This window comes from Niallia circulans NBRC 13626, assembly GCF_001591585.1.
In the GTDB taxonomy this organism is placed as follows: domain Bacteria; phylum Bacillota; class Bacilli; order Bacillales; family Cytobacillaceae; genus Niallia; species Niallia circulans.
On the sequence record NZ_BCVE01000004.1, the window covers coordinates 63841 to 76506 of the forward strand.

General features: G+C 37.2%; 13 protein-coding genes and 1 pseudogene. 5 read left to right on the forward strand and 9 right to left on the reverse strand.

The window, feature by feature from the left end; genetic code table 11:
* Positions 1–29: 29 nt before the first annotated feature.
* A complete protein-coding gene (gene nrdG / locus BCI01S_RS06310) occupies positions 30–518 on the reverse strand; it encodes an anaerobic ribonucleoside-triphosphate reductase activating protein (RefSeq protein WP_047942412.1) in 489 nt (162 codons plus the stop codon).
* On the reverse strand, positions 515–2359 hold the full coding sequence (locus BCI01S_RS06315; RefSeq protein ID WP_061797421.1) for an anaerobic ribonucleoside triphosphate reductase: 1845 nt from the start codon (positions 2357–2359) through the stop codon (positions 515–517). The genes nrdG and BCI01S_RS06315 overlap by 4 nt, the downstream gene beginning before the upstream one ends.
* A 209-nt stretch (positions 2360–2568) precedes the next feature.
* Between BCI01S_RS06315 and BCI01S_RS06320 the strand changes: the two genes are divergently transcribed.
* The 4 genes from BCI01S_RS06320 (at position 2569) to BCI01S_RS06335 (ending at position 5280) form a co-directional block, all read left to right on the forward strand.
* Complete coding sequence (locus tag BCI01S_RS06320; protein ID WP_047942415.1) at positions 2569–3294, forward strand: alpha/beta hydrolase; 726 nt, start codon at positions 2569–2571, stop codon at positions 3292–3294.
* Between the two features lie 197 nt (positions 3295–3491).
* A complete protein-coding gene (locus BCI01S_RS06325) occupies positions 3492–4001 on the forward strand; it encodes a YjcG family protein (protein WP_047942416.1) in 510 nt (169 codons plus the stop codon).
* Between the two features lie 6 nt (positions 4002–4007).
* Positions 4008–4433, forward strand: a complete 426-nt coding sequence (locus BCI01S_RS06330) for a GNAT family N-acetyltransferase (protein WP_047942417.1) — start codon at positions 4008–4010, stop codon at positions 4431–4433.
* Positions 4434–4596: 163 nt separating this feature from the next.
* Positions 4597–5280 carry a YetF domain-containing protein gene (locus BCI01S_RS06335; protein ID WP_047942418.1) on the forward strand — a complete coding sequence of 228 codons (684 nt, stop codon included), beginning with the start codon at positions 4597–4599 and terminating at the stop codon, positions 5278–5280.
* 6 nt (positions 5281–5286) lie between these two features.
* Here the strand turns inward: BCI01S_RS06335 and BCI01S_RS06340 are convergent, their stop codons facing one another.
* On the reverse strand, positions 5287–5544 hold the full coding sequence (locus BCI01S_RS06340; RefSeq protein WP_047942419.1) for a hypothetical protein: 258 nt from the start codon (positions 5542–5544) through the stop codon (positions 5287–5289).
* A gap of 161 nt (positions 5545–5705) precedes the next feature.
* Here BCI01S_RS06340 and BCI01S_RS06345 point away from each other — a divergent pair, with 161 nt between their 5' ends.
* Positions 5706–8036 (forward strand): UvrD-helicase domain-containing protein, encoded by a 2331-nt coding sequence (locus tag BCI01S_RS06345; protein WP_061797424.1) that lies wholly within the window; start codon positions 5706–5708, stop codon positions 8034–8036.
* Positions 8037–8145: 109 nt separating this feature from the next.
* Here the strand turns inward: BCI01S_RS06345 and spoVIF are convergent, their stop codons facing one another.
* The 6 genes and pseudogenes from spoVIF to spoVAC form a co-directional block, all read right to left on the reverse strand.
* A complete protein-coding gene (gene spoVIF, locus BCI01S_RS06350) occupies positions 8146–8400 on the reverse strand; it encodes a sporulation-specific transcription regulator SpoVIF (RefSeq protein WP_047942421.1) in 255 nt (84 codons plus the stop codon).
* A gap of 183 nt (positions 8401–8583) precedes the next feature.
* Positions 8584–9846: a group II intron reverse transcriptase/maturase gene (gene ltrA, locus BCI01S_RS06355; RefSeq protein ID WP_061797426.1), complete on the reverse strand. Its 1263-nt coding sequence runs from the start codon at positions 9844–9846 to the stop codon at positions 8584–8586.
* A 602-nt stretch (positions 9847–10448) separates the two neighbouring features.
* Positions 10449–10532, reverse strand: a pseudogene (locus BCI01S_RS26160) (YjcZ family sporulation protein); the annotation flags it as partial.
* A gap of 219 nt (positions 10533–10751) precedes the next feature.
* Entirely contained in the window at positions 10752–11108 is a 357-nt protein-coding gene (spoVAE, locus tag BCI01S_RS06365) for a stage V sporulation protein AE (RefSeq protein ID WP_061797428.1), read from the reverse strand.
* A 57-nt stretch (positions 11109–11165) separates the two neighbouring features.
* Positions 11166–12176: a stage V sporulation protein AD gene (gene spoVAD, locus BCI01S_RS06370; RefSeq protein WP_061797430.1), complete on the reverse strand. Its 1011-nt coding sequence runs from the start codon at positions 12174–12176 to the stop codon at positions 11166–11168.
* Entirely contained in the window at positions 12176–12658 is a 483-nt protein-coding gene (spoVAC, locus tag BCI01S_RS06375) for a stage V sporulation protein AC (protein WP_047942425.1), read from the reverse strand. Before spoVAC ends, spoVAD begins: the two co-directional genes overlap by 1 nt.
* Positions 12659–12666 lie beyond the last annotated feature (8 nt).

Sequence of the window (12666 nt, forward strand, 5' to 3'; positions counted from 1 at the left end):
ATTATCTCACGGCCTCTTCCTCTCTCTTATCATTCATTAATTAAACAAACCCTATCCTCTTTTAGACTTTTTTGACAGTCAATAATCCGTTGATTGCAGCTTCCTTTAAATAATAAACTTAAATCTTTTTGTTCTAGCACAAACCGACCATCTACTAAAACATCTACATACATACTTAGTTGGGTAAATTCATCAGATTGGGCTGCTCTCAATTCTTCCCAAAGAAATCCAGTATAACACCAAATATTTTTATTTAATTGTTTACATTCCTTAGCTAATTGCTTAAGCTCTGTTATTTGTAGCATGGGCTCGCCGCCACTAAAGGTAATATCGTTTAAGGGATTTTGCTTTACTTTCCTCATTATTTCGTCAATCGACATTTCTGTTCCGCCATTTATTTTCCAACTTTCTGGATTATGGCATCCTCTACAATAATGCGTACACCCTGCAAAAAAGATAGTAGTTCGCAAACCTGGACCATCTACTATGCTGTCTTCCACAATCGATAATACTCTCATCGATGTTTGACCCTTTCCCGTTCTTCTGCCCGTTTTGCATTATTCCACCGATTAAGTGATCCAACAAGATAACCAGTTATTCTCCGAATCCTTTCAATCTGGTTCTCATTTTCCTCCCCACAATTTGGGCATTCATTATCGATTATTCCTTTATGTCCACAAGTCATGCATCGATCCACTGGATGATTAATGCTTCCGTAGCCAATCCCTGCCTCTTTCATCGTCCGTACGATTATTTCTATAGCGTCTACATTCTTACTGGCATCGCCGTCCAATTCTACATACGTAATATGACCAGCATTTGTTAACGCATGAAACGGTGCTTCGCGCTGAATTTTTTCATGAATAGAAATGGGAAAATAAACGGGAATATGAAAACTATTCGTAAAGTATTCTCTATCTGTCACCCCTTTAATAATCCCAAATTTCTTTCGAGCAGCTCTTAATGCTTTTCCAGCGAAGGATTCTGCTGGAGTTGCAAGAAGAGAGAAGTTTAGCTGATATTTTTCCAAGGCTTTGTCTGCCTTTTGGCGCATAAACTGAACAATACGTAAACCAATTTCATACGCCTTTTCACTTTCTCCATGATGGACACCAAGCAAGGATACTAGGCATTCCGCTAAACCAACAAACCCAATCGATAATGTACCTTGCTTCAGAAGTTCTTCTAGTGGATCATCCACATTCAGTTCTTCTCCGCCTTGCCAAACACCTTGTCCATATAAAAACTTGAAATTCGCTACTTTTTTCTTTCCTTGATAATAAAATCTTTCAAGGAGTTGATCAATAACCAAGTCGATCGTTTCATCCAGTTTGCGGAAAAATGATTCTACCGTCGTTGACTCTAAAGCCAATAAAGGAAGATTAACACTTGTGAAAGATAAATTCCCTCTTCCTATTGTTTGTTCACTTCCATGGATATTTCCCATCACTCTAGTGCGACACCCCATTGTGGCGACTTCTGATTGAGGAGTGCCATTATAATAAGCTAAATTAAATGGGGCATCTATAAAAACAAAATTGGGAAATAATCGTTTACTTGTCGTCTCCATCGCTAATCGGAATAAATCATAATTGGGGTCATTCTTTTGATAATTAATTCCGTCTTTTACTTTAAATACGATAATTGGAAAAATGGGCGTTTCTCCTGCCCCAAGTCCTGCTTGGGTTGCCAATAATAAATTCTTTGTCACCATTCTTCCTTCTACTGATTGATCTGTTCCTAAATTTACAGAAACAAATGGCGTCTGTCCACCGCCGCGGGAGTGCATGCTGTTGCAATTATGTATAAATGCCTCACAAGCTTGATAGGTTTCTCTTTCTGTCCATTCCCAGGCCTTTTTCTCTAGTTCCTCCTTTTTTTGAATTACCTCCTTTAATCGTTCTTTATTTTTTCTATATGTTTTCTGTATATATGGCGCAAGATCATAGTCTAACATAGGGATGGATTGTCCGCCATGCTGCTGATTTTGATTAGCTTGCAAAATAATTGAAGTAAGAGCCATTGCACTCATAATTGATTTTGGTTCTCTCATATATCCATGACCAGTATTAAAACCGTTTTTTAAGATTTTGGCCAACGGGATTTGACAGCATGTTGTAGTACCAGAAGAATAAAAGTCTAGATCATGAATATGAATATATCCTTCTTCATGTGATTGTTTTACCTTTTCCGATAATAAATGTTCCATTGTATAATATTTAGAAGCTGTCGCAGCAAATTGCATCATATGACTCATCGGCGACATTCCATCTACATTTGCATTTTCTTGGATAAAGTCTTGATTGTTGCTGTTAATTATTTCTACAAATTGATTTAATAGTTGAACTTCATTACTCATTTAATTCACTCCATTCTAAAGGAATCCTTATCCATTATAATAGAACGAATCATCATTTCACTATATATTGTGTTTATTTCACAAAAAATACACAATATATAGAAATACAAACATAGAAAAATTCCTATCGCTCTAGCTTTATACTATTCACAAAGTGCTTTTATTGATAAACTAATTGTAAAATCATCCGTAATAAAGGAAGGATAACTATGACAACAAAAGGGACAATTAAAGAGGAAACTATCTTTAGTAAAGAATTAGGAGAAGAAGTGACTTTATTAATCTATCTCCCACCAGCATTTTCTCCTCTTTATAAATATCATTTACTTATTGCACAAGATGGGAAAGATTATTTTCAATTTGGCCGAATCGGCAGAGTAGCTGATGAATTACATGGCAATCATCAAATTGCGGATACCATTATTGTTGGAATCCCCTATTCCTCTGTTCATGATCGTCGCAGGAAATATCATCCTGATGGCGCACAGAATAAAGCATATATTCGTTTCTTAGCGCATGAACTTGTTCCCTATTTAGATAAACAGTTTCCCACCTTCCAAATGGGAATGGGACGTGGACTCATTGGCGATTCATTAGGTGCAACTGTATCATTCATGACCGCTTTAAAATATCCGCATACTTTTGGAAAAATTATGTTGCAATCCCCTTTAGTAAATGATGGCGTCTTTGATGCTGTTCATAAATTCGATTCTTTTCATTTACTAGAAATAGATCATATTATCGGTATAGGGGAAACAGCTGTAAAAACAACCATCAACACAACAGAGGATTTTCTGACTCCTAACCGAGAATTATCTCATGTTTTGCAAACAACAAATGCTGATTATTCATATGAAGAATTTAATGGGGATCATACATGGAAATATTGGCAGCCTTATATTGCAAAAATGCTCCTGAAAATGTTTCCTTCTTAAAAAAGGGCATTCGATTGACTGTTTTTATTACCTAACGGAGTATCTCGTTAACCATTAGGATTTTTTCTGAAATCTTTGAACTTAAATGACTAATTTTGTTATAATATCTTACATATAGAACATTGAAATCGTAATAATAGATAGTCTATCTTCTATATCTTTGTACACTCTTTTATTTTGAAATGGAGGTTCGTCGAATGAAATACGGTATTGCTATTTTCCCTGGTAAGGATTTGCAGGATTTAGCTAATTCACTTCGAAAAAGATATGACCCGAAATACGCTTTAATTCCCCCACATATCACGTTAATTGGTGATTTTGAAGCTAATAATGAGGAAATTGAAGAAGTAAGTAAAAAACTAGCAACGATTGCAAGTCATTATCATTCTATTCCCATTAAAGTGACAAAGGTCAGTTCTTTTAAACCCGTAAGCAATGTTGTTTATTTAAAGATTGAACCAAGTACAGACTTAGAACATCTTCACCAAGAACTAATCAGTACATTGGGTGTTAGTCCAGAGCATCCATTTGTGCCGCATATTACACTTGGGCAGGATTTATCGAGTGATGAACATTTAGACTTATACAGTAATTTACGCATGCAAAACTATCATTTTGAAGAAACAGCGGATCGTTTCCATTTGCTATATGAATTGGAAAATGGCTCTTGGACAGTCTATGAAACATTCCGTTTAGGAAAGGAATAGTGGAAAGTGGAAGTAGTTATCGTTAAAACAGATAAAGAGTTAAAAGATGCCTTTTATGTTCGTCAAACTGTTTTTGTACAGGAGCAGAATGTACCAATAGAAGAAGAAATAGATGCATATGAAGAGGATAGCGTTCATTTTGTCCTCTATGATGACGACAAAAAACCTATTGGTGCTGGACGTTACCGGACATTTGATGAATACGGAAAGGTAGAAAGAATCTGCATCCTCTCCACTAATCGAAAAGGTGGAGCTGGAAAAGCCGTTATGAATAAAATCGAGGAATATGCCTTAAATAATGGGGCTCCTGCCTTAAAACTGAATGCCCAAACACAGGCAATTCCCTTTTATAGCAAACTAGGATATGAAGTCATCTCGGATGAATTCCTAGATGCTGGTATTCCACATAAAACGATGATTAAGCATTTATAAAATTTTAAGGCTGCCCAATGGTTGAAAGCACAGCTTACCTTTAAAGCTTGTGATTATCCGCCATAGAGCTGCCTTTTTTGTTTCCGCAATTATCGAAAACAGAGGTTTGAGGTTTAATTTTCCTCCATCTGCCTACAATAGATGGAGGAAAGGGTGAGTTGAATTGGAATTCACACATATATTTAGCGAACTAATTATCGGCTATATTTTATTGCTGCTTTTAACAAAAGTATTAGGAAAAACACAAATCACGCAAATTACTACCTTTGACTTTGTTTCTGTTTTAGTACTAGGAGAGCTTGTCGGAAATGCTATGTATGATACAGAGACAGGAATAAAAGAAATAATGTACTCTATTCTTGTTTGGGGAGGATTAATTTACATAACAGAATTCATCACCCAAAAGTTTCGGAAAACCAGACAACTTTTAGAAGGAAAACCATCCATTGTTATCAATAAAGGCAAGATTGATTTTAAGGAATTACAGAAAAATCATTTGGATATTAACCAATTACAACATTTACTTCGTGCAAAAGATGTTTTTTCAATAGCAGAATGTGCTTATGCGATTTTAGAAACAGATGGGACGATAAGTGTACTCAAGAAATCAGCATACAGGAATCCCACAAAGCAAGATATGAATTTATCGTTGGAAATCACAGCTCTTCCAATAAGTGTTATTCTTGATGGCGAAATCATCAAAGAAAATTTACCTCGAATCGGTTGGAATGAAGAGCAATTAATGCAAGAATTGAAAAAACAAAATGTTCAATCTCCAAAAGATATCCTCTATGCCGAATGGCAGGAAGGATCGCCTTTATATGTGCAAAGCTACCAAATGAATTAAAGCAATTTAGATTTGTGCATGAAAATAAGTGCCTTTTCCAGTTAGTTCTGCAATTAACTTCTCATTGGCTACTTGTTCTTCATGCCTTTGTTTCTTCTGGTAAGACGTCTGAGAAGGATACTTTAACTCTAGATTGTTAGAAAAATTAACGATTTTAGCCGCTGGATAAATCTCTTCTTTCTTATAATTCCGTGTTTTGCTTACAATGTCTCTGACCGCGTACTGCTCGGCTTGATAATGAGAAATTGGCAGAATATATCCCATCAGAATCTGTCCCTTCTAGTTTATTATTTTATCCTTTTCCCTTCTTTTCCAAAAAGCAAACCCCTTTTCTACTCTTTAAACAATCATCTGTTTTTGATATGATAGATATTATTTCAAACTTATGTACAGCTACAGATTTATTAATAGATTCGAGGTTTCCTATGTTAACAGCTTTTTATTATGATAGACTTATTTCCTTAAATACCATTGACAGACAAGAATTACAGAAAATTTATGAAGCTGGCAAAAATGGATTTCTCGCATGCTCTGTATGTGGAGAAGCAGTAAAACTTTATTTAGGGTTAAAAAGTACTCCCTATTTTTATCACTATTCAGCTAAACAGCCCTGTATGACAGAAGCATCTGCTGTTGCACAGGAACAAGCTGCTATGACTGAAACCGATTATGAAGAAAGAAATGGGTTCCGGATTCCTAAGAGTAGAAATATTTCCAAAGACCATACAGAAATTACTCCTTTTAAACCGCCTATGTCTATAAAGGCGATTACCCATACATCTGATGTCGCTGCTAGTCAACCAGTTACTTTTCCAAAAGAATCTTATTTAAATACACTGAAACAAAACGGCTATTCTCTTGATATTACACAAAGTGAGGCTGTCGCAATAGATGATGGCCCCATTCTAGTTCTTGCAGGGGCCGGAAGTGGGAAAACCCGAGTGTTAACAATGAGAGCAGCTTATCTCATACAGGAGAAAAAGGTAGATCCGTCAACCATCATGCTCGTTACCTTCACAAATAAAGCCGCAAATGAAATGAAGGAAAGACTCTTGCACTATCCAATGATGAATAAAGGGATTGTGCAAAAAATTGTTTCTGGGACTTTTCATAGCATTCTCTACCAAATTTTAATTTTTCATGAACGGGAGAAATGGCAGCGAAATAAATTATTAAGCAGTAATTGGCAGCGAGAGCTTTTGTTAAAGGAAATTGCCCGTGAAAGGCAAATAGATGAAAAAGACTTCCCTTTCGATGCAGCTCTTCAATTAATCGGTGCATGGAAAAATAGTATGCTTCTTCCCCATGAAATAGAGCCTCTTAATGACTGGGAAAAGAAAGTTGCCCAGCTATATAGTGGATATGAAACAAAAAAAATACAGCGAAATTTATATGACTTTGATGATATGCTTCTGGGCGGCTATCATTTCTTTCTTGAAAATCCAGCTATTTTAGAAACCTATCAAAAGCGTTTTACTCATTTCTTATTAGATGAATTTCAAGACATCAATAAAGTTCAGTACGAATGGATGAAGCTAATGGCAAGGTCAGCTCATTCTATCTATGCAGTAGGAGATGATGATCAATCTATCTATTCTTTTCGTGGTAGTGATCCAAAATACCTTTTAGATTTTGAAAAAGATTATCCAAATGCTAAAACGATTATTCTTGATTATAATTACCGCTCTTCCCAAGAAATTGTATCCATCGCTAAATCTACAATCAGTAAAAATACGAAGAGACGAGCAAAAAAAATGATAACTGGCTATTCTGGCCAAACTCCCATTGCCTTTTATCCTTATGATGAGGAAGAAGAAGCTACGATGATTTTGACCGATATTCAGGAGAAAATAAAGACAGGCTATGAACCGAAGGATTTTGCGATTCTCTTTCGAACTAATACAAATAGCCGTGCCATGTTTGAGCGATTAGCTTCTTCCAGTCTGCCATTTCGTTTAGAACAAGAGTCAGGTTCTTTCTATCAAAGGTTTATTGTGAAAAGTATGATGGCTTATTTAAAGCTCATTCATGATCCAGATGACCAGCAAGCAGTTGCTGATATTCTCCCAACCCTATTCTTAAAAAAAACGGTATTACAAGATATTAAAGCAATAAGTATATTAGAAGATTGCAGCTTTTTAGATTGCCTAGTTTTTATTAAAACAGGATTCGCTTTTCAAGAAAGCAGATTGAAAAAGATTCCAGAAATAGTAAAACGATTAATTCGTTATTCTCCTCTAGATGCTATTAATTATATTGAAAAGGAATTAGGCTTTCAGGAATTTATAAAAAAACGGGGAAACGAAGGAAATCAATGGGATAAAGGCTCTGATGATATTCGCGATTTAAAGGTTGTTGCACGTAAGTTCCAATCGATTAAAGAATTTGTTCAATATACAGACCATATGACTGCCATGAATGAAGAATTACGAAAGCAATATCGAAACGAAGATAATGTAATCACATTAAGCACGATTCATCGCGCCAAAGGTTTAGAATATAAAACAGTCTACATTGTTGGTACGGTTGATGGTTCCATTCCCCATGACTTTGCATTAGAATCGTTCCGCAATAATAACTTCATGCCGATAGAAGAAGAACGTCGCCTTCTCTATGTTGCGATGACAAGGGCCCAACAAGAACTATATTTATCGATTCCTATGTATTTAAGAGGGAAAAAAGCAAAGGCTTCGCGTTTATTATCACCCTTGACTATGGTTGCTATTAATGCAGCTGAAAAGAATCGACTATTATAAAAGAATCAGTAATTCAAGCCTTACTGAGATACATTCTTACAAGAATCATTTAACAGGAAAAAAATAGGGTAACTATATCGTCAATTCGAGTAGCTACCCTTTTTCATTTTTACTTCTTGTTAATCATTTTAGATAATGTATTAAAATCAAGCTGTTTGCCATCTTTAATAATTGATTCAACAATCTTATCTTCTGTTTGCTTAGGAACAGATTTTCCAGCAATTTGTGATACTCTGCGAATGACACTTCTTACTGTTTTTTCATCTTTAAAATTAGCATTTTGTAAGGAATTCGCTAGTTCTAAAATATCCTTCATATTAACGCCAGTTTTAGACTCAATGTTTTTAAAGAAATTATTGTTCATACCTGTGTTTCCTCCTTCGATGAGCTACTTTATATTCTATGAAGGAAAGAATAAAAGGTGAAAACTCAAGAAAAAGAAAACAAAAAATGAACAAAGTGCTTAAATAAAAATCGAGTAGGAGGGAGTGGTTAACTCCCGACCTCTCACACCACCGTACGTACGGTTCCGTATACGGCGGTTCAATTAAGATAAATGACGCAAGAATTTATAACGAGTTTGTAGACTTTTAAACCCTTGATTATTCCAATAGGAGATATCGAGGGTTTTATCTAATATAGGACTGTTCGAGACGCGCCAATAGCCCTTCCGGCTATTTCCCCATTCATAAGCCTTCCCTTTTGGGACACCTAGATGTATAAGGTTGCGAATCCTTGTCTTTGGTTTCTTCCAGTCTTTCCATTGGCACATGCGAAGTCTTCTTCGTATCCAACCATCTAATTTTATAAACAGTGATTTAGTATCCGCTAATGCAAAATATCCACACCAACCCATTAGATATTGGTTTAATTTCTCCATCCGATATCTCATAGAATAGGGCATCTTTCTGGAAGTGATTTCTCGTATTTTCATCTTCATTCGTTTTAAGCTTTCTTTTGCGATACGAATCTTTGGTTCTTTAGAAGACGTGAAGCTAAACCCTAGAAACTTCCGTTTCCATGGTCGGTCTACTGCTGACTTCTTCTCATTCACTTTTAATCGAAGCTTCTTTTCGATGAATCGTTGAATGCTTGCCCTTGTTCGTTCTCCTGCCCGCTTCGATTTTACGTAAACATTACAGTCATCTGCGTAACGAACGAATTTATGCCCTCGACTTTCTAGCTCTTTATCTAGTTCATCCAGAACTATGTTAGAGAGTAATGGACTTAATGGTCCGCCTTGTGGCGTTCCTTTTTCTGTACTTGAAATAACTCCATCCATCATAACGCCCGCCTGTAAATATTTGCGGATTAGCTTTAATAGTGGTTTGTCATTGATTCTTTTCGCAAGTGTACCCATGAGTCTATCATGGTTGACCTTATCAAAGAACTTCTCTAAATCCATGTCTACAACCCATCTATATCCTTCTTTGATATATCCCTTTGCTTTCCTTACCGCATCATGGGCGCTTCGGTTTGGTCGAAAGCCATAGCTATGTTCGGAGAACATCGGGTCATATATCTTTGACAATACTTGGGCAATGGCTTGTTGAATCAAACGATCTTTCACGGTTGGAATACCTAGTAGCCGAACACCTCCATCAGATTTCGGGATTTCGACTCTTCGGACAGGCATTGGCTCATAAGTACCCTTGAAAATAGCCTCTCTGATAGAATGCCAGTTTTCGACTATGTGCTGTCGTAGGATTTGTACGGGCATCCAATCTACTCCATGACTTCCTTTATTCTGTTCTACTCGTTTTAATGCTTGAAGCATATTTTCCCGTGACAGGATTTGATTTAAAAGCATCGTTATTCTTCCTTCCGTGAATAGCTTATCTTCTTATGCCAGTGGTCACTCCACCCTCCAAGAGATCCCCCACGGAATTCACCGTTTCCTTCCTCAAGTGAGGTACTATGTTTTCTGTGTTCCTCATGACCTACTGAAAGCCAAGGGCTATTCTCTCTTAATTGTTCCGTCCTTCCAAATCGTTCTAGACCGATTTGTACTATGACATCGGCTGACTTCTGATGGTTCAGCTACTTATCGCTAAGTAGGTTAGGAAGAGTACTTCACGTATCCATCAGACCTCCCCGGGTAAGAGTGCAATCTTTCCTTCCATCTATCTGCTTCATTTACTTTGTATCACCTTCGGCAGAAAGGACTTTGTTTTGTTTGGCAAACTCATCCAATGATACCTAGCCTTCTATGAAGTTCGTGTCCCTCAGACCGGAAGTTTGCCGCCCGCTTCCTTCAGATTCCGCGTCACCACGGACACCCTTGCGTTAAGCTAACTGCTACTTCTGCCTTCGCAGTTCGGGACTTTCACCCTTAAGATTGCACCCATGCCGGGCACACCAAGAAAGGAGCTCTCTTTGCAAGAGAACTCCTTTTCCCAATGACTAAATGAATTAGCTGTAGAAGCTAGCTCCTACGATAATTAAAAGGATAAATAAAACAACGATTAATGCAAAAGAAGAAATTCCATATCCTCCTCCGCCATAGCCGCCGCCATAGCCATATCCGCCATAACACATTCCTGCATCACCTCGCTTCTCCTTGTACTCCTTAACAGAATATGGGGAATTGAAGTTTATGTGTAGGCAAGCTACTATTAACGAATAGAATGTACGATTGTCACAGAGTTAATCATTTATTTCTCCGTTTAAGCAACACTTTTCCGTGTCTGCTTTTCTTTTATAAGATATACTGCATTATCCTTTAGGTTTAAACAGTAGTGCTCCTATAAAGCCAAATACGATTGCTGCTGATATTCCAGAGCTTGTCACTTCAAACATACCTGTTAATACACCGATAATGCCATGCTTTTCAGCTTCTTGCATCGCCCCATGTACTAAGGCATTCCCAAAGCTTGAAATTGGTATTGTCGCACCTGCTCCTGCAAAGTCAGCAAACGGCTCGTATAGTCCAAATCCATCTAAAACTGCACCAGCCACAACTAATGTTGTTAATGAATGTGCAGGCGTGAGCTTTGCAACATCAAACATAAGCTGACCAATGACACAAATTATGCCACCAATCACAAAGGCCCAAAAAAACATTGGGAGCATATAGATTCCTCCTTCTTTCTTTTATAAATAAGCATTCTATAAAGAAAAAGCACTGAATTAAATTTCGATTGATACAGCATGAGCGATACAAGGTATTGTTTCCCCTTGTTGAACGGTAAGCGGTGAGAGAAGCGCACCAGTGGCGACACAGAGGATTCTTTTATACATACCTTTCTTCATTTCATTTAATAAATGCCCGTACATTACTGTTGCGGAACAACCTGCACCGCTGCCTCCAGATTGTACAGGCTGGTCATTTGTATATATTAACAAGCCACAATCTTTCATTATTTTTTCATCAATTGTTAACCCTTTTTCCTTTAAAAGGGCTATTACCGTTTCTCTGCCGATTTTTCCTAAATCGCCTGTTACAATTAAATCATAATAAGAAGGATCTAATTGTAAATCTTGGAAGTGAGCAAGGATAGTATCAGCAGCTGCTGGAGCCATTGCCCCACCCATATTAAAAGGATCTGCTAATCCCATATCTACGACTTTCCCTATTGTTGCAGAGGTTGTGTAGGGAAGTCGCTCATCTGACTGATTCTTCGTAATTAAAGCAACACCGGCACCTGTTACGGTCCATTGAGCAGTCGGCGGTTTTTGGCCACCATATTCTGTTGGATAACGAAACTGTTTTTCGACTGCTGCGTTATGACTAGAAGCACCTGTTAATACATTATTAGCTCCTTGATAATTCACCATAAAGGAAGCAAGTGCTAAACCCTCCATAGACGTGGAGCAAGCACCAAATAATCCGAAATAAGGGATTTGCAAATCTCTTGCAGCAAAACTGGAAGGTGTAATTTGGTTGATTAAATCACCTGCTAAAAAGAACTGGATATCTTCTCGCTTGAGTTCTCCTTTTTTCATGGCTGTTTGTGCTGCTTCTTCCAATAAAATGCGATGAGCCTGTTCATACGAGGTTTTTCCCATCCATAAATCATCATGTAATACGTCAAAATCAGCAGCTAATCTTCCATTTGCTTCAAAAGGACCGCCTGATACTCCGGTAGATTTTATTACTGGATGATTTTGAAATACCCAGGACTGTTTTCCCTGAAGCATTAGAATCCCCCCGTCATCATAATAAATAGTGTTTTTATAAGAGCAACTACAAATGCCGAAAAAACACCGAACAATATAACCGAACCAGCTAGCTTAAAAATATTTCCTCCGACTCCTAGCACAAATCCCTCTGTGCGATGTTCAATTGCGGCAGAAATAATGCTATTACCAAATCCTGATACTGGAACTGCGCTCCCAGCACCAGCAAACTGGCCTAACCGGTCATAAACTCCAAATCCAGTCAATAACATCGAAAGAAATATAATGGTAGCAGAAGTTGGATTTCCCGATGTTTGTTCCGTAAAATGAAAGAAATATATATAGAAGTAAGAAATAAATTGACCAATCATACAAATAAATCCACCTACAAAAAATGCTTTAATGCAGTTCTTAAGAACAGGTCGTTTCGTTTCAAATTTTTGCTCGAATTTTTCATATTGCTGCTGCTGTGGTGTCTTGTTTTTTTTCTTACTATCCGCCACCTTTTTCC